We start from the raw sequence: 19672 nt of genomic DNA, 5'->3' as shown, positions 1-19672 counted from the left end.
ATAATTATTCACAAGAAATATTAGAGAATTATGAAATTTAGCAAATCTCTTAAAAATATATTAGTTGCAGGATCAGTTCTAATTGGAGCTGCCTCTTGTACTGACAACTTCGAAGAGTTAAATACTAACCCTAACAACCCTTCTAAGCCAACTCCTGCGCAAACATTTACTTTTGCTCAGTTAGCTGTATCTGGTGTAGGTCATGAAACATCTCGTTTAAATTCACTTACTACTGGACAGATTGGTATGCACTATGTAGGTGCTTGGGGAGACTCAAGAGTTTGGCTTACAGGTAGTGGCCCAGTGTGGGTAGGTGAGTACTGGAATAAATCTTATGTAAAGATTGTTGGTAACCTAGAAGTAGCAATTAAAGATGTAAATGCAGATGATGCTGATCCAGCAAAACTAGCTATGCTAGATGTATGGAAAGTATTTAACGCACATCGTATTACTGATATCTATGGTCATATTCCTTACTTTAATGCAGGAAAAGGTTATGCTGCAGCTGAAGCAGGCGAAACTTTAACACAAGACATGTTAAAGCCTAAATATGATGATCAAGCAGATATCTATGCTGATATGATCGCTAAATTGGATAATGCTGTTACTGTATTAGGTACTGCAGGTAATTCATTTGGTGATGCTGATTTAGTGTATGGTGGCGATCATTTGATGTGGCAAAAATTAGCCAACTCTTTACGTTTAAGATTAGCTTCTCGTATTGGTGATGCTGCTAAAGTTACAGAAGCTTTAGGTGCGCCATTGATCGAAACAAATGCTGAAATAGCTTTGATTCCTTTTACAGGTGAGGGCGATATTTGGGGATTAGCTTCTAACGGTGATGCATTTTCATTTGATTGGGGTGGAGCGTTTCCTTCTCAAGCAATGTTAAATGCAATGAACCAAAGAGATACTGATCCTGTGAACGATGACCCTCGTTTATCTGTATACTTCACAAATACTTATGAAGATGCTAATGGAGATGTACAAACTGAAGATTGGTTTGCTCCTCAATTAATGCAAGGAGAAGATATTTCTGCTTTAAATTCATCTTTTGGTGTTAATAGAACCAATGTAGGTAGCTATGATACTCCAGAAATGATTGCAACTCCTATGGAAGTAGCTTTTTTAAGAGCTGAATATACTACAGATGCAGCAATGCAATTACAATACTTTAAAGATGGGGTTAACTTATCATTAGAATATTATGGTTTAGGTTCTGATGTTGAAACAGATTTCCCTGCATTCTGGACATCTGTTAAAGCAAACTTTGATATTAATCCTAAGGCAGAAATCTTAAAACAAAAATGGATCGGCTTGGTAGGTAATGGACCTGAAGCTTATGCAGAAGTAAGAAGAAATTCAGACTTGTTCTTCGGGACAATCTTTGTTCCAGGTGTAGATTATAAGAAAACTACACAAGGAACTGATGGTGGATTTGATGATTTCTACCAATGGAAAATCACATATCCAGCGTCTGAAGCAGCAACAAATTATGAGAACATGCAAGCTGCTGAAAATATGCCACAGAATTTCTGGTGGACAAAATAATAGAATAGTATTATCGAAAATTTTAAGTTGAATAATAATAATAACGGACAATTAGTGACACAAGCAGGAAGATTTTTTCTTCCTGCCTGTGTTTTTTTTGTTTATAGCTAATAAGGGCAAAAAGGGCCGGAAACACACATTTTCTCATCAAACGATTCAATTATTTTCTTATGTTTAGGTATTGTCTAGTTGATAATGATGGTCAGATCAAGTGAAATAGCGTATTTGTATATGTGATTTTGACACTTATTGTAAAAGTGCTTATTACGTACTTTTTAATCTATTGTTCTTGTTATCACCTCACTCTACATAGCTTCAGTTAAAAGCTATAAATACTATGATGAATGAGTGGGTTACCTTTTTAATAACAAGAATTGATTTACTATTTGATAGAATGAAATGGACTTTTAACCAATACTTCAGAACACCAATAAACGTTATTAGATTATTAACTTTGTCGCCAAGCGTCAAGCTATGGTTTTATCTCCTTATCAGCATCAACATATCCATATCTTTTGCTAAAATAAAGCAGGTAAAGGAGTATGAAATCAATAAGGTTTCCAATATTTCTCAGTTAGATGTAAGAGATGTATTTAAAGATTCAAAGGGTTTTCTTTGGCTAGCCACTTCAGACGGATTAGTACGTTATAATGGTTTAGATAGTAAAGTATACCGTGTAAGTTCTTCTGCTAACAGTATTAGTAGTAATATGATCCGGAAAATCTCTGAGGATCAATTAGGGAATATCTGGGTGTCAACTTTTGGGAAAGGGCTAAGTAGGTTAGATGTAAAAACAGAAACCTTTACCAATTATTCTATTAAAAGTGATCAACACTATCAACTAAAAACAAACGATATATCTTCTTTTCTAATTGATGAGAATACAATTTGGGTAGGCAATTGGGATCAACTCATTCGAGTGGATCTTGATGTTAATAATGATAAGATCATACGTCAATCGTCTATTAATTTAATGGATATTGATACCTCATTACATCAAGTTGTAGTACAGACAATTTTTAAAGGAAAAGATAACCATATTTGGTTGGGACTAAACTCAAGTTTAGTTCGAATTAATACTACTAATAAAGCTCTAGATCAGATCAATTTTGATAAGATAGAAGGTAATGTGGCCGCTCTTCATTATTGTGATGAGAGGTTGATCACTTCAGGAGAATTTGTGTCTTCTTTGGAAGGACAACAAAATAATCTTTACCTGAAAGAATTAAATTATCAATCGGCCAATACAATAGCTTATAAAGATGGAATCCTTTGGTTAGGAAATAGAAAGGGAGTATTTGCATATCATTTGTCTCAAAATGGATTACAATTGATAAAATTTTATCAAGCAACTAGTAATAGTGGCAGGTCTTATCATCCGGTAACTTCAATAATTTTAGACAATGATAAAGTATGGGTAGCAACAACTGGTGGAGGTGTGTATTTGATAGAACAACCCAATCATTTATTTGAACATTATCAGCAAACAGAAAATAATTCATTATATGATGATCATGTAAAAGCTATTTTTGAAGACAGCCAACAGAATCTTTGGGTAGGAACCGAACTAGGAGGGTTAAACTATTTGATAAAGGAAAATAAATACAATTATGACAATGGTTTTGGTCAATTATCGATCAAAAACTATCCAAGTGAAAACAATAGAGTATATGCCATTGCAGAGCAACATTTTCCTCATTCAGCATTAAGGGATAGACTTATATGGTTAGGGACCACCTTTCCTACTTTTTTAATTGCTTTGGATCCAAGTACCATGCAACTTTTACCTCAATCTCCAATAGCTAAAAAATTAGGGTTTGTATTCGATATAGAAGTTCAAAATGATTCCACCTTGTGGATAGGTACTTATAATGATGGCTTATGGAGAATAAGGGTAGATAAAGATGGTAGTATACTTTCAGCTCAAAACTTTGATAAAAATAATGGTAGTCTAACATCAGATATTATTAGGAGTATTTTATTAGATTCTCATCAAAATTTGTGGGTAGGAACAGATAAGGGATTAAATCTAATTAAGAGTACTGAACTAGAGAAAACACATCCGAAGGTGATTACTTTTAGAGAGGGCAAATCAAAAAAATCGTTACCCAATGAATATATATTAAAGATATTCGAATCTCATGATGGAACTATTTGGATGGGTTCTATGGGAGGTGGGTTGATTTATTGTCAACCATCTGAACAACCTGTTTTTAAAAGTATTACTGTAGAACATGGACTAGCAAACAATTCTATCAAATCTATTGAAGAAGATGCTGAGCACAATCTTTGGTTAAGCTCCAATTTGGGATTGACAAAGTTTAATCCGAGTACCTCTCAATGCGTAAACTATACTACATCTGACGGTTTACAAGCAAACGAATTTGAAGATTTAGTGAGTTATACACGTAAGAGTGGGCAAATTCTTTTTGGTGGGGTGAATGGAATTAATACTTTTTATCCAAATCAAATACATTTAGATAGCGTACCTCCAAATTTATATTTTTCAGAACTTCAAATATTGAATGAAGTCATTTATCCTCATAAAAAATACGAGGGAAAAACGATTTTAGAGAATAGTATTGAACATACTCAAAAAATAATTTTAGGACATGATCAAAACAGTTTTTCTATCGCCTTTGAAGCTTTTCAATTTAACTATCCTGATAAGGTAAAATTTAAATATAAATTAGAAGGGTTTGATAAAAAATGGACCTCAACAAGACATAATAATCAACAAGCAAAATATACCAATTTACCTGCAGGAGATTATATACTGAAAGTCAATGCGGCGAATAGCGATAATTTTTGGTCGGATCAACCCAAGGAATTAAAAATTACAATTCAACGTCATCCTTTTCTCAGCAATTATGCAATAGTAATTTATGTACTAAGTACCTTTTTATTACTTATAATCATCTACAGAATATATTCTAGAATTAGAAAGCAAAAGAAAGAAGTATTCATCGCAGGTTTAGAAAAGAAGAATGCAGAAGAGGCCGCACAATCTAAACTGCGCTTTTTTACCAACATATCACATGAGTTCAGAACGCCTCTAACATTAATCACGATACCTTTAGATCGTTTAATCAATAGTATTGATTTATCTGAAGTTGAAAAAAAGAAACACTTAAAGATCATCAAACAAAATGCAGATTTGATGCTTCGGTTGGTCAATCAAATTCTTGATTTTAGAAAGCTTGAACAAAATAAGATGCAACTTTCTATGCAGTCGATGAATATCATAGAATTTATTTCAAGCATTGTGAAAGGTTTCCAGCCATTGGCTGATAATAAAGAAATTACGCTTCAATTTAAATCAAAAAGCCAAGCTTTGAATATGTCTTTTGATCCAGATTGTGTAGAAAAAATTGTGAATAACTTAATTTCTAATGCTTTGAAGTTTACCTCTAAAAAGGGAACAGTACTGATGGAAATAGAAGAAATTGATCAAAAGGTATTAATAAAGGTGACAGATAACGGTATTGGAATTAAGGAAAGTGATAAACCATTTTTATTTCAGCGCTATTTTCAAAGATCAGATAAAAGTAAAATGCTTAGAAACGGTACCGGCATTGGGTTAAGCTTAATCAAAAACTTAGTAGATCTACACCAAGGAGTAATAGAAGTAGAAAGCAAAGAAGGAGAAGGATCAGTATTTAAAGTATTTCTACCAATGGTACACCATGAAGTCGGAGAAGTTATTCCTCAGGATAAAATTTATGAGGAAACATATACCAATGAGGATATCATAAATAGAGTGGGAAATACTTTTAGTCTTCAACAAAAGAAATATTCTCTTCTTATTGTGGAAGATAATGAGGAATTGAGAGCTTTGATTGTATCTCTATTTGATCAAATGTATCATGTTCTTGAAGCAGAGGATGGAGAACAGGGATATCAAAAGTGTATACAACATCAGCCTGATATTATTATTAGTGATGTAATGATGCCCAAAATGAATGGATTGGATATGCTGCATAAGATTAAAAGTGATGATATTGTCAACCATATACCCATCATTTTGTTAACCGCTAAAAGCACCAATGAAAATCAAATTGAAGGGTTAATGGAAGGTGCTGACGCTTATGTATCCAAGCCTTTTGATCAAAATGTATTGTCTTCAATAGTTTTTTCGATATTAAAAAATAGAGAAAGGTTAATAGAAAAATTTGATAAAGAAATCAAGATCAATCCATCTTTGATTTCCACCCAAAAACCAGATGTACAGTTTATTGAAAAAGTACTTAAGATTATAGAAGAAAACTTGGATAATTCTGATTTTAATGTCGATCAATTAGCAAATGATTACGGACTGTCGAGAAATCATTTAAATAAAAAATTAAAAGCCCTTACGGGCGAAACCGCCTTATCTTTTATTAGAAATGTAAGGTTAAAACATGCTGCCGAGTTATTTAAACAAGGGAATACAAACATCTCTGAAGTAACATGGAAAGTAGGTTATTCAGATCTAGCTACTTTTAGAAAAAGATTCAAAGAGAAATTTGGTGTAAGCCCTTCTGATTATGTCAATAACACTATACAGTATAACGAATAAAAATCTTATTAATTCAGGTGTCGTTACCCTATAAATATTCATTTTTAGCCAATTAAACCCATAAAAGTGTAAATACCTATGCTGTTGGTATCAAATGCCATGGTAAGTTCTTAGAGGGAAGTTCTAAGTTTGGATATGATGAAATATACTTTTGGATGATTATTTTTTTGAGCTCACTTAGTTGCTACTTTTTACATTCAAAATGATAGTTTTTTCATATAACTAAACAATGAATTATTTATTTGAAATGAATTTTTATGAAGATTAAAACTACTTTTCCGGTAAGGTTTATTCCTCTCTTATTACTCTTCATACCACTAGGAGCTTTTGCTCAGAATGTACAAGTTGATGTCAACTTAAATATGGTACATTCCGTAGATGGTATTTCTGACTTTGGAAGAGATAGACACATCACAGTACACTCGGCATCTACCGATAGAGATTGGGATGGACAAGAAGATAAACTAGATTATTTTATTAATGATTTAGACGTCTATTGGGGTAGAGATAATGGTTCTGCCAGTTGGAAATTTTCTGATACACCAGAAGATCCTAACAGACCTAATAAGCCAGATGTTATGGCGATGAAAACAAAAGCAGAAAGTTTAAAAAGTTGGTATGAAAGCAAATTAAATGCACAACAATATGAAGGTAAAGGTTTCATGATTATGGGAACCAACCCTCATCCTACATATCCCACTTTAGATTGGGGAGAAAGAGGGAAAACCTGGCATGGTTGGCAACCTCTAGAAGTTGAGACGTCTGCAGAATGGGTAACAGAATATTTAGACCTTTACTTTGCCAAATCTAATGGAGATAAAGGTGAGCCACTACCTGATTATTGGGAAGTAATTAACGAACCTGATATGGAAATGATGGTTGGTGGTAAAAGCTGGATCTATGCAACAAGTCAAGAAAAACTTTGGGAATATCACAATCTAGTAGCAGAAGGAGTTAAAAACCGTTTGGGTGCCAAAGCACCAAAAATTGGTGGTATGACTTGGGGTATGCACGATTTCTACTGGAAAGACGGTATCAATAGAGTAGCAGATAATCAATATGAAAAATGGTTTTCTGATGATTTAATGCCCTACCTTCAAGAAATGACGGCCTCAACTGTAAATGATAACCGTACAGATGATTGGTATCAGTGGGATGTGATGTGGCAAGGATTTATAGACAATTGTGGTGATAACATGGATTTCTATGGTATTCATATATACGATTGGTCTGTAGGTGAAACAGGTAAAGGCGTGGTACGTACTGGTGGTCATGTAGAAGCGATGCTTGACATGTTAGAATGGTATGATATTGAAAAATTTGGCTACAAAAAAGACATCGTTTTATCTGAGTTTGGTGCTGTTTCTGGTTGGATTAATGATCAGGAAATGGAACGAAAAGCTTGGGAAAACCTTAGACCGTTTAATGGAATGTTTATGCAATTCCTTGAACGACCATCTCATGTAGTATATTCTATGCCTTTTGCTCCTGTTAAAGCAGAGTGGGGTGATGTTAGAGATGCAAATGGAAATGTAACAACTCGTTATGGTTCTGTATTAATGGATAGAGTAGATCCTAATTGTACTGCTTATGATGCTTCTTGTGAGTGGGTTTGGTCAGATTTTGTGAAATGGTATGAGCTGTGGAGAGATGTAGACGGAACTCGTATTGATACAAAAGCAACTGATAGAGATATTCAAGTAGATGCATATGTTGATCAAAATAAAGTCTACCTTATTGTCAATAACTTACAATTTGATGAAGCAACAGTAGATTTAAATCTTTTTGATACGAAAGCCACTAAAGTTCAGTCAGTAGAAAAGAGATACATGTATTTTGATGAGAATATTGGAACTACAGGTGGAGTTGCTTTAGATGAAACATTGTTAAAAACAGCTCCTGGTACTTTAACCATTTCAGGTGGGGGTACGGTGATCTTAGTTTATCATTTAGAAAATAACCTAGAATTAGACCAAACGTCTGTAGAAGAAAAATATATGGGCCTTGCGCTAAATCAAGGAACTACTTCTATTGGAGGTCTATTATTTAGAAAAGAAGTACCTGGGCGTACACCAATGACAACCAATATTAATAATGTTGTAGTGCCATCAAAAGGCGAAGCAACTTTAAGATTCTCTGGTAAATTCCCTGAAAATGCACTTGTACCTGCTTATATCACTGTAAATGGTAATAACCTAGATTATGACACAGATTGGAGAGGTGAATACAAAGATTCTAGAAATTTTTGGTTCGGTACAATGGAAGTAGATGTTCCTGTAGAATATCTTCAAGAAAATAATGAAGTAGTGATTGAAATTCGTGGAAATAAAGTGACCTATACTACTGTATCTCTACAAGTATTTGATATGTCTACTACACCTGTTCGTTCGTCTGATATTTCTAGCCTAATAGCCTTAAATGATTTATCGTTATTAGATGGAACATTTGATTTAATGAATGGAAAATCAAAAGCTTTAGAAGTAACTTTTGTACCTGAAAATGCTACCAACAAGAAAATCAGCTGGACATCTTCAGATGAATCAAGTGTTTCTGTTGACGAATTTGGTGTTGTTACAGCACATGCTGATGCAGGAGAAGTAACAATTACAGCTACATCAGATGATGGAGGTATTGTAAAATCAATTGTAGTACAAGCAATTCCATATCAATCAACACCAATAACTGAGGTAATGATAGATCAAGGAGATACATTTGAATCTGAAGTTCTTATCACAACACCTTTAACACTTACTGTTCTACCAGAAGAAGCAGCAAATTATGACGTTGTTTGGTCTTCTTCTAATGAGTCAGCGGTTACTGTTGATCATGTAACAGGTAAAATTTCAGGTTTAAAAATCGGAGAGAAATCTACTGTAAAAGCTACTGTTGTTGATACAGAAAATGGAGGAACGATATTTACTACCGAAACAGAAGTAACTGTAGTAATAAGTGGTGATGAAAAAGTATATTGTTTTGATTATTCTGATGCCTTAGTTGGTGAAGATTCTTATACCTTCAATCTTTCAGTAAATGCTTTGGCGGGAAGAACATTAAAAGCAGAATTATTAAAAGGTGGAGTTGTTTTGGGTAGTTCTGAAGAACTTACAAAATCTAATGGAGAACAATTTATCTCTACAACAATAGATTTGGATAATTTAGCGGCCATCGGTTCGGATTATACTTTAAGACTTACTTTACTTGATGGAAATTCATCTCTTTCTACATGTGAAAGTGCACTATCAATTGAAGGTCCAATAGTACCTTTGTCAATTGAGGTAAAAGAATGGTTAAGAACAGTTCAAGTAGGAGAGCAAATACCAATTGAGGTAAATATTACTCCAGAAAATGCTTATGATAAATCATTGACTTGGGAAATTATCTCTGGTGCTGACGTAATATCTATTCAAGATGGAATCATTACAGGTAATAAAGCGGGAGTTGCAGAGGTGAAAGGTATCTCTAATGGAAATAATGAGGTGGTTACCGAAATCATTACGATAACTTGCCAAGATGAAGCTCCTTTAGTTGCGCCATCATCTATTCTTTTATCAAAAAGAACGGCTGTATTCCCAAATAGCTCATTACCTATGAAAGTATTAGGCTTTGAACCAGAATGGGCAAATGCAACAGAATTAGAATGGTCAGCGAGCAATAATTTAGTATCTGTAGACGGAAATGGTCTTGTAGTAGCAGGAAGTGAGGAAGGTAAAGTGACCGTTACAGCAACTTCTGTTACAGATCCTAATGTAACAGCATCATTAGAAATTTCAGTAGGCAAAGTAATTTATGTAGAAGCAGAAGACTTTGATGATAAATTTGGTGATGAATTAGGAATATATGAACCTTCAGCTGGAGTAAAAGGAATCAATGCAGTGAAAACGGGGAACTATGTAGTATATCAAATTTATTTCCCTTCTGCAGGAGATTACACAGTTACATTTTATGCAGGTACCGCAGCAGCTGATGCTAAAGTAGAAATGTATGTGGATAGCCAACTTCAAGGAAGTACTTCCATTGAAAATAATGGATGGGATAATTTCCAACCTTATCAACTTACAGAAAAAGTAAGCATTTCATCAGAAGGTATACATGAGATTGGAGTAGTTGCTTCAGGATCTACGGCTTACCAATGGAACATGGAACATTTTGAAATGAAGTTTGATGGCGATGTTGGTTGTCAAGAGTTAACTTCAGTAAGTTTAGAGTCGGAGTACCGTATATCCAACTGTCAATCTTTAGAATTAAATTACTCTAAACTTCCAATTACGGCATGCGAACCTAATCAAGTTGTATGGTCAATTGATAATGAATCAGTTGCTACTGTTGATCAGAGTGGAGTACTTGTTGGAGTATCAGTAGGTACAGCTGTGGTTAAATTAACGACAGAATTGGGTGAAGAAACGGCTCAAGTAATCGTATCAGAAGCATCTGCACTTACATCAGTAGAGATTTTACCAGCAATTAGAATGGTAGCAGAAGGAGGAACGCTTCAGCTTTCTGCAGAAGTTTTACCATTAGATGTATGTAATAATAACGTGACTTGGAGTACAAGTGATGAAACTGTAGCGACTATTAGCAGTACAGGTTTATTACAAGCGTTAGAAGCCACAGCAGGTAAAGAAGTAACTATTTCAGCCACCTCAATGGTAGATAATTCAATTATTGGTACAGCGACTATTTCTATTAAAGCAGCACCTGAAGATATTGTAATTGAAGCAGAAGACTTTGATAGAACAGGAGGAACTTTTGATGATGGTAATGTTCCTTTGGGAGTGAATTTAGCCGAAGACGTAGGTATTAACTGGGTAAATTCAGGAGATTATGTAGAATTTGATATCAATTTAGAACCAGGAGTTTATAGTGTAAAGTATTTAATATCTACACCATCTGATAATGCAGAAGTAACTATTACATTGAACGAACAATCTATCGTAACTCCTGTAACTAATAATGGATCTTGGGATGATTACCAAGAACTAAAAGCGGACGGTTCGATTGATATAACCACTGCAGGAGAATATACTTTACGTATCGAAGCAACAGGTACACATGATTGGCAATGGAATTTAGATAAGATTATCTTGATGAGAGCAGAAATGGCTCAAGCATGTGAAATTACTAGTGTTGCTGTAGTTGAACAAGATCAAAAAATCTACGTTGGTCAAACATTAAGTTTAACTGCTAATATAGAATCTACAGGTGATTGTGAAGAAACAGTAATGTGGATATCTTCAAATGAAAGCATAGCAACTGTAGATAGTAAAGGACTAGTAACAGCTGTAGCAATTGGTACAGTAGAAATTACGGCATCAGTAGATAACACTACAGATAAAACAGTAATTACGATCGAAGAAACAGAGGAAGAGGAGGAAGAAGAAGAAGATGTCATCTTCGTTACGGGAATTACTCTATCAGAGACTAGTATTGAATTATCTGAAGGGATGAGTAGCCAACTATCTGCAGCTATTGCCCCTGCAAATGCGACGAATCTTGTTTTTACATGGTCGTCTTCAGATAACAGTGTAGTAACAGTTGATAATACAGGGTTACTTGAAGCTAAAAGTATCGGAACTGCTGAAGTAACAGTAACAACAGATGATGGAGGATTTACTGCTTCTGTGGTTGTTAAGGTAGTCGGAGAAGTACTTTCAACTTCTGATCAGCTTAAAAGTGCTTTATCAATTTACCCTGTTCCAACAGATGATTATGTTGAATTTTCGAATGTTGCTAACGGCCGTTATGAGTTCCAAGTAACAGATATGAATGGTAAGGTATTGATTTCAGAAATTATTGAATACCAACCAGGGTTTAAATTGGAAGTGGGTCATTTACCTTCGGGCTTATATATTGTAAGTATTCATGGTGGTGACTTACATGAATACTTAAAATTACAGATCAAATAATAAAAACTCACAGTTCTTTTTTATAGAGCTGTGAGTACAAAAAGATTTTTAATGGGATGACTTTCGTTCATCACAATTGATAAGGAAATCGACCCCTTTTTAGTCATCTCATTTAAAATGAAACATATTTCTTAACAAAAATCAGCCTATTGGAGTTATTCAATAGGCTGATTTTTTTAACATTGATAATGTTAAGATTTAATATATCGTCTTAATCTTTATTAAACTCTAAATCTTTCAAGGAATATTACAGTAAAATAAAGTAGATCTCACTAGTATTTATAATCTTTATAGTTCAAAACTTATCTGAGTTAACACAACTACTCATCAAAACATTTAGGAATATGAAAAATTTAAAAAACATTTGGCTAACAATCAGTGCTTGTATAGGTATTGCTTTCTTAGTGACTTCATGTTCTTCCACTAAGATTACAACAGATTATAATCCGGGAACGAACTTTAATCAATATAAAACATTTAGCTTATTGCCTTGGCAGGGGAATTCTGCTTCAACTAAGGTAACTGCTTTTGATAGAGAAAGAGTTAAGAACGCTGTCATTGCAAACATGCAGCAATTAGGATATACTTATTCTGAGCAAGATACTACAGCCGATTTACAAGTCGGAATGGTATTTACGACAAAAGAAAAGAAAAGTGTAACATCGTATAACGCTGGTTATGGTGGATGGTATGGCCCTTGGGGTGTAGGTGCCACTCATTATTCAGAATACGATTATACAGAAGGTACTTTTGTAATTGATGTATTTGATACAGCCGCTAAGCAATTGTTATGGGAAGCTGCTGCAGTAAGTACATTATCTGAAAAGCAAGAAAGTCCTACAATAAGAGAAAGAAATATTAATCGTTTTATCAAAAGTATATTTAAGAAGTACCCCACTCAACCTGGGAGTAACTAATTAAAAAAAGTTGATGAAATAAAAAAGGCGATCTCAGTTCTGAGATCGCCTTTTTCTATATTATATTTTTAATTATTCTATTCTACTTTTAATATGATAATCATTTCTATCTGGTTGATTTAATGATACCATTTCTGCTATAAAACCTGTCATGAACATCTGTGTACCGATAATGACTGCAGTTAAAGCCAAATAGAAAAGAGGTTTTTCTGTTACTTCTCTATCAATTGGTAAACCATTTATTGATAAATAGACTTTTTCGATAAGTAACCACAGTGCTGAAATAGTACCTGTTAAGAAAGATAATGAACCTAATGTACCAAAAAAGTGCATTGGAGCTTTCTTAAATCTAGAGACAAAAGTAATTGACATTAGATCTAAAAAGCCATTTACAAAACGTTCCAACCCAAATTTGGTCGATCCATATTTTCTAGCTTGATGTATTACTGGTTTCTCACCAATCTTACCGAATCCATGCCATTTGGCAATAACAGGAATGTATCTATGCATTTCACCGTACACCTCAATGACCTTCACAACATCTAATTTGTAGGCTTTAAGCCCACAATTCATATCATGAAGTTTAATACCAGATAAGGCTCTAGTTGCAGCATTATATATTTTAGTAGGAATTGTTTTAGTGATAGGGTCGTATCTTTTTTCTTTCCAACCCGATACAATATCAAAATCCTCTTCTAATATCATTCTTCTTAGTTCCGGAATCTCATCAGGACTATCTTGAAGATCAGCATCCATAGTAATAACTACTTCTCCTGAAACTTCTTGAAAACCCATTTGAAGAGCAGCAGATTTACCGTAATTTCTTAAAAATCGAATAGCTTTAATCCAAGAATATTTCTCTTTTAGCTGACAAATAATTTCCCACGAATTATCAGTACTTCCATCATCAATCAAACACACTTCTCCCACCAAGTTTTCTTGTTTAAAAACTCTTGCTATCCAATCAATAAGTTCAGGAAGAGATTCTGACTCATTTAATAAAGGAACGACAATGGAAACATCAATTTTATGATCCGTAGACATATTTTCTTATGAGTTTAAAATTAAACGGCTTCTGGATTTTCTTGCTTTAAAATTCCTGCAACACCAAGAGCAAGAAGACAAGACATAATTGATGCAAAAATAAAGGCAATGAGAAAAGGAATAGGAGTACCCATCATCCATTCTACCATTTTTATCGACTGCTCTAATTGTTCATCTGTTATCTGAGGGTTAGATTCCATTTCCTTTACTGTAACATCTACTGCTTGTTCAATAAAGCTAGAATCAATAAATGCTACATAAAAATAATTAAGCAAATTAGAGATAAATGAAGAAATTACTCCCATTAATGCACCAATTTTAAACCCTTCTTTAAAAGGTAAATAACCTTCGCAATCATTTTTATATTCTCTAGTTGCCATAAACATAGCAACAGCAGTTACAACCATTCCTAACATGCCTAAGAATTGATCTTGGCTTTTTTCCATCATCATTAAAAAGATAGAATACCCGAAAGAAAATACACCTGCAATAGCAGCATATTTCATGGCAACGGGAAATTTCTTTGGTTGTTCTTTTTCGTAAATATCCATATCAAAAAATTAATTTAATAGTTTCTTTAGTTCGTTTAATTTCATCATTGCATCTAATGGTGTCATGGTATTAATATCTAAATTTTCCATTTCTTCCTTTAGTTTTTTAGCAATAGGATCTGATGCTGTATCAAATATAGAAAGTTGATAATTCTCTTTAGGAACTTCTTTAATTTTTTCTTTATTTTTCTCTTTTCTTTTATCCTCTTCGAGGTGATCTAAGATTTCTTCTGATCTTCTTACTACAGTATTAGGCATACCAGCCAATTGTGCTACATGAATACCAAAACTATGTTCGCTTCCTCCTTCTTTCAGTTTTCTAAGGAAGATAATTTTCTTTTGATATTCTTTAACTGATACACTAAAGTTCTTAATTCGAGGGAAATCTACTGCCAGCTCATTCAATTCATGATAGTGAGTGGCAAATAATGTCTTCGCCCTAGCTTTTTGATGATTATGCAGATATTCTACAATCGCCCAAGCAATAGAAACACCATCATAAGTACTTGTTCCTCTACCAATCTCATCCATTAAGACTAGAGAACGATCAGAAATATTATTAAGTATACTTGCCGTTTCTGTCATCTCTACCATAAAAGTAGATTCACCTTTAGAAAGGTTATCTGATGCACCCACTCTAGTAAATACCTTATCAACTATACCAATTTGAGCAGCAGAAGCAGGTACAAAAGAACCCATTTGTGCCATCAATACAATTAATGCCGTCTGACGTAATAAAGCTGATTTACCCGACATGTTTGGTCCTGTAATAACCATAATCTGTTGTTCTTGATTGTCTAAGAAAACATCATTAGGTATATAAGGATCATCTGCAGAAAGTTGTCTTTCAATTACAGGGTGGCGTCCATCTTTAATATCAAGCGACTGATCATCTGTGATTGTTGGCTGTGTATATTGATATTCTAGTGCATTAAGAGCAAAAGAAAGGAGGCAATCCACCTTCGCAAGCGTCGAAGCGGTTTGTTTAATAGGAGTAATATACTTGTTGGCTGTATGTACCAAGTCCATAAAAATCTTATTCTCAATCACCGAAATCTGAGATTCAGCATTTAGAATTTTCTCCTCATATTTTTTCAATTCCTCTGTAATGTACCTTTCTGCATTTACTAGGGTAGATTTACGAATCCACTCCTGAGGAACTTTATCTCTATGTGTATTTCGAACTTCTAAATAGTAGCCGAAAACTTTATTGTAACCAATTTTTAAAGAAGGAATTCCTGTGCGTTCACTTTCTCTTTCCTGTATCTTCTGAAGAAAATCTTTTCCGGAGTGAGAAATCAATCTTAGTTCATCCAAGTCTTTGTCAACTCCCTCTCTAATCATACTTCCCTGGGCAGGGTTGATCGGAGGATTATCTTGAAGTTGTTGTTCGATGCGTTCCACTAAAACATCACAAGTATTGATGTGGTCCGCTATCTCTTTTATTTCTGAGGCCTGACAACCAGAAAGTAGCTTTTTGATGGGTGCAGAATGTTGCAGTGCTTTTTTGATATACACCAATTCTCTTGGGTTGACTCTTCCCACCGCCACTTTTGATATCAAGCGTTCTACATCATTTACTTGTCTTAAGTGAGCGAGTACATCTTCTGCTGTATCTTCATTTTCGACAAAGTAATTGACTACAGCTAATCGGTGGTCAATACTTTTCTTTTCTTTTAAAGGAAGAACCGTCCATTTTTTCATCAAACGCGCCCCCATAGGAGTAACACACTGATCTAAAATATCAATAAGAGGTATACCGCCATCATTTTGAGGATAAATCAATTCTAAGCTTCTAGCAGTAAACTTATCTAACCAAACATATTTATCTTCTTGAATTCTACTGATCTGATGAATATGTTCTATTTGATGGTGTTCTGTAAGTTCTAGGTAGTTAAGAATTGCACCTGCAGCAATAATCGCTAAAGGCAGGTTTTCTATACCAAACCCTTTAAGGTTTTTTGTTTTAAAATGATTTGTCAGCTTCTCGTAAGCATACTCAGAAGTATAGACCCAGTCATCCTGACGGAAAGTAGGGTAGGTATCACCAAAAATATCTTTGTATTTATCCTGATCATTTCTGCAGTAGAGCACTTCTGATGGAGAAAACCCTTGTAGAAGTTTATCAATGTAGTTCTGATCGCCTTGTGCTACAAAAAACTCACCAGTAGAAATATCAAGGAAAGAAATACCAAGTTGATCTTTGACAATGTGTACTGCGCATAAATAATTATTTTGTTTTACACTTAGTACATTATCATTCATAGAAACACCAGGAGTAACCAACTCAGTAATGCCTCTTTTAACCACACCTTTTGCGGTTTTAGGGTCTTCTAATTGGTCTACAATAGCAACTCTTTGCCCAGCCTTAACTAATTTAGGCAAATAGGTATCTAAAGCATGATGTGGAAATCCAGCTAACGCCATCTCAGAAGCAGCTCCATTAGAACGCTTCGTTAGAACGATATCAAGAATTTTACTTGCAGTAACTGCATCATCACCAAATGTCTCATAAAAATCACCAACTCTAAACAGTAACATCGCTGTTGGATGTTTTGCCTTAATGGCATTAAACTGTTTCATCATGGGTGTTTCTTTTTTCTCTTTAGTTTTCCCTTTTGCCAATGTATTTGCCAATTTAATTCATCTTCAGAAGCAAAATATTATTTCAGAATTGCTTCAAATACTCCAATCAACAAATTTAGGAAATGAGAAGTAGAATTCACTATACATTTATCACTAATCAAAAAAAAAGGGATATCACAAAGTGAAATCCCTTTTGCACGATCTTAACTAATCTACTACCTAATCAATTTTTTATTATCCTTGTTTAATCGAACGACTGAATAGTAATTTGGTTGCGTAATTTCTATTTTTTAACAAAACCGCTTTCATTTTAACCTCATTTTAATTTTTAAAAAGGTGATTTATCTGATTTATAGGAAATTAATAGAGAATATTTATACCTCTAAAATGTTGATTTAGTGTTGTTTAATGTCAAAAAAATCTAAATAAAGTACATAAAAGGGTTAGATAATTGATAATAAATTGATTAAGAGTACATTTTTTAAGACTTTTGTGTGCTAATTCATATGCAACCGCATGAATCATCTGACGTGTTGGAAGAGAAGAACGGTATTCATGCTATGAGCAAATCAACTTATGCATAATTTTAATACGCTTAAAGAATTTTTAGAAGAACCAAGAAATGTGGTCATCATACCACATACAAAACCAGATGCAGATGCCATAGGATCAGCTTTGGGTTTATCTTGGTACCTAAGAAAAGACGAGCACAACACTACTGTTTTATCGCCAAATGCTTATCCATCATTTTTACATTGGATGCCAGGCCATGAAGAAGTAGTTATTCACGATAAAGAACAACCAGAAATATCAGAGGACATTATTAATAAAGCTGATGTTATTTTTTGTGTTGATTTTTCTGCATTGAGCAGAATAGAGGATCTAGGTCCAATGGTCGAAAAGCAATTAAGTAATAAGACTATTGTGATGATTGATCACCACAGAGGTAAAGTAGAGTTTGCTGATTATGAACTTTGGGATATTGATGCCGCTGCTGCAGCTCAATTAATCTATGAGTTTATTGACTTAGACGAAGGGACTCAAAAAATTGATCAACGTATCGCAGCATGTCTATATGCAGGTATTGTTACAGATACAGGATCGTTTAAATACCCTAGTGTAAGTAGTAGAACATTACGTATTGCCGCCGCTTTAAAAGATACAGGCTTAGATACAGCAAGGTTATACAATCTAATATATGACAATAACACAGAGAGAAGATTACGTTTCTTGGGTCATGCATTAAAAGAAAACCTTACTTTTTGGTCTGATTTAAATACAGGTTTTTTTACAGTATCTCAAGACGACAGAGACAATTATAAGCTACAATCTGGAGACACAGAAGGATTAGTGAATTATGCTTTGTCTGTGAATGGAATTAAGATTGCAGGTATATTTAAAGAAACAGACGAAAGAGACGGTATTAAAGTATCCTTACGTTCTATTGGCGACTTTTCTGTAGCAGATTTAGCTGCAGAGCATTTTAATGGCGGAGGTCATAAAAATGCAGCAGGTGGCAGAGTAGATGGAATGACTATTGATGAGGCTGTAGCCTTATTTAAAAAAGTTTTAGAAGAGAAACTGAAATAGATTTATATTAAAACTAAATATGCAAATTACAAAGAAAATTGCAGTAGGTATCCTTATGTTGGGTGCTGTTGCATGTACTAAAAAAACTCAATCTGGTAGAGAGTTTGATGTAGTTGAGAACGGAAATGGAGTGAAGCCAATCGAAAACAACGTTATCGAATTTAAATTCAAAATTTCTGATGACAAAGATTCAACTCTTTTCGAAAACTCAATGATGGGTAGAGGAGAATATGAAATGTTTGTTATTCCTCCCGATTCAGTTTTCAAAAAAGCAATTGCTGAAGGTCAACAAATTGATCCTATTATCGAGATGTTAATGATGGCACATGAGGGTGATTCTACTCAAATGACTATCGTAGCTAAAGATTTCTTTGGTAAAATGTTACCTCCATTTGTGAAGGATAGCTTAGATGTAGTTACTGTAGGTCTTCGTTTATCAAGAGTTTTTGATAACAGAGAAGATTATACTCAAGTAAAAGAAGCAGAAGCTGAAGAAGACGCAAAGGCACAAATTGCTATTGATGATAAATTAATTCAAGATTACCTTTCTAAAAACAATATCAACGGGGTTCAAAAAACTGAATCAGGTTTGTATTATGTAATCACTCAAGAAGGTAAAGGACCACAACCACAAAATGGTGATAACGTAGAAGTTCACTATACTGGTACTTTGTTAGATGGGTCTAAATTTGATTCTTCTTTAGATCGCGGGCAACCATTACCGTTCGTATTGGGTCAAGGTAGAGTAATCAAAGGTTGGGATGAAGGTATCGCTTTGTTAAACAAAGGTGCTAAAGCTACTTTGTACGTTCCTTCTCCGTTAGCTTATGGTCAAAGAGCAATGGGAGCGCAAATCCCTGCAAACTCGGTACTTAAGTTTGATGTAGAATTGGTAAACTTCTCTTCACCAGAAGCACCAAACACAAAATAATTTAAGAATTAAGATAAGTTTCTTAAATAGACTTATAAATA

Annotated in this window: 9 protein-coding genes; 6 read left to right on the top strand and 3 right to left on the bottom strand. The window is 34.1% G+C overall.

Features of this window, described 5'->3' with window-relative positions; translation table 11 throughout:
- Positions 1-30: 30 nt before the first annotated feature.
- The 4 genes from NH26_RS12525 (at position 31) to NH26_RS12510 (ending at position 12929) form a co-directional block, all read left to right on the top strand.
- Entirely contained in the window at positions 31-1551 is a 1521-nt protein-coding gene (locus NH26_RS12525) for a SusD/RagB family nutrient-binding outer membrane lipoprotein (protein ID WP_044227750.1), read from the top strand.
- 394 nt (positions 1552-1945) lie between these two features.
- Positions 1946-6109, top strand: coding sequence for a hybrid sensor histidine kinase/response regulator transcription factor (locus NH26_RS12520; protein ID WP_071397160.1), 4164 nt, complete (start codon positions 1946-1948; stop codon positions 6107-6109).
- 257 nt (positions 6110-6366) lie between these two features.
- Positions 6367-12012 (top strand): Ig-like domain-containing protein, encoded by a 5646-nt coding sequence (locus tag NH26_RS12515; RefSeq protein ID WP_052432251.1) that lies wholly within the window; start codon positions 6367-6369, stop codon positions 12010-12012.
- Positions 12013-12356: 344 nt separating this feature from the next.
- The gene (locus NH26_RS12510) at positions 12357-12929 is read left to right on the top strand and encodes a DUF4136 domain-containing protein (RefSeq protein WP_052432252.1); all 573 of its coding nucleotides are present in this window, start codon (positions 12357-12359) and stop codon (positions 12927-12929) included.
- Between the two features lie 72 nt (positions 12930-13001).
- Here NH26_RS12510 and NH26_RS12505 read toward each other — a convergent pair whose 3' ends face one another.
- Genes NH26_RS12505 through mutS form a run of 3 tightly spaced genes read right to left on the bottom strand, consistent with a single transcriptional unit; the run spans position 13002 to position 17110 of the window.
- The gene (locus NH26_RS12505; RefSeq protein WP_199880239.1) at positions 13002-13973 is read right to left on the bottom strand and encodes a glycosyltransferase family 2 protein; all 972 of its coding nucleotides are present in this window, start codon (positions 13971-13973) and stop codon (positions 13002-13004) included.
- A gap of 20 nt (positions 13974-13993) precedes the next feature.
- Entirely contained in the window at positions 13994-14524 is a 531-nt protein-coding gene (locus NH26_RS12500) for a DUF4199 domain-containing protein (RefSeq protein ID WP_044227756.1), read from the bottom strand.
- Positions 14525-14533: 9 nt separating this feature from the next.
- Positions 14534-17110 carry a DNA mismatch repair protein MutS gene (gene mutS / locus NH26_RS12495; RefSeq protein ID WP_242427353.1) on the bottom strand — a complete coding sequence of 859 codons (2577 nt, stop codon included), beginning with the start codon at positions 17108-17110 and terminating at the stop codon, positions 14534-14536.
- A gap of 576 nt (positions 17111-17686) precedes the next feature.
- Between mutS and NH26_RS12490 the strand changes: the two genes are divergently transcribed.
- Positions 17687-18700: a DHH family phosphoesterase gene (locus tag NH26_RS12490; protein WP_044227759.1), complete on the top strand. Its 1014-nt coding sequence runs from the start codon at positions 17687-17689 to the stop codon at positions 18698-18700.
- Between the two features lie 19 nt (positions 18701-18719).
- On the top strand, positions 18720-19631 hold the full coding sequence (locus NH26_RS12485) for an FKBP-type peptidyl-prolyl cis-trans isomerase (RefSeq protein ID WP_052432253.1): 912 nt from the start codon (positions 18720-18722) through the stop codon (positions 19629-19631).
- The last annotated feature ends 41 nt before the right edge of the window (positions 19632-19672 follow it).

Source organism: Flammeovirga pacifica (assembly GCF_000807855.2).
Lineage (GTDB): Bacteria > Bacteroidota > Bacteroidia > Cytophagales > Flammeovirgaceae > Flammeovirga > Flammeovirga pacifica.
The sequence above is the reverse complement of the archived record's forward strand: the minus strand, read 5'-3'. Positions and strand labels throughout refer to the sequence as shown.

Bases quoted from the DNA above. Each gene is read 5' to 3' on its own strand.
- NH26_RS12485 (WP_052432253.1), top strand. From the start codon at position 18,720: ATGCAAATTACAAAGAAAATTGCAGTAGGTATCCTTATGTTGGGTGCT.
- mutS (WP_242427353.1), bottom strand. From the start codon at position 17,110: ATGATGAAACAGTTTAATGCCATTAAGGCAAAACATCCAACAGCGATG.
- NH26_RS12515 (WP_052432251.1), top strand. From the start codon at position 6,367: ATGAAGATTAAAACTACTTTTCCGGTAAGGTTTATTCCTCTCTTATTA.
- NH26_RS12510 (WP_052432252.1), top strand. From the start codon at position 12,357: ATGAAAAATTTAAAAAACATTTGGCTAACAATCAGTGCTTGTATAGGT.
- NH26_RS12505 (WP_199880239.1), bottom strand. From the start codon at position 13,973: ATGTCTACGGATCATAAAATTGATGTTTCCATTGTCGTTCCTTTATTA.
- NH26_RS12500 (WP_044227756.1), bottom strand. From the start codon at position 14,524: ATGGATATTTACGAAAAAGAACAACCAAAGAAATTTCCCGTTGCCATG.
- NH26_RS12490 (WP_044227759.1), top strand. From the start codon at position 17,687: ATGCATAATTTTAATACGCTTAAAGAATTTTTAGAAGAACCAAGAAAT.
- NH26_RS12525 (WP_044227750.1), top strand. From the start codon at position 31: ATGAAATTTAGCAAATCTCTTAAAAATATATTAGTTGCAGGATCAGTT.
- NH26_RS12520 (WP_071397160.1), top strand. From the start codon at position 1,946: ATGAAATGGACTTTTAACCAATACTTCAGAACACCAATAAACGTTATT.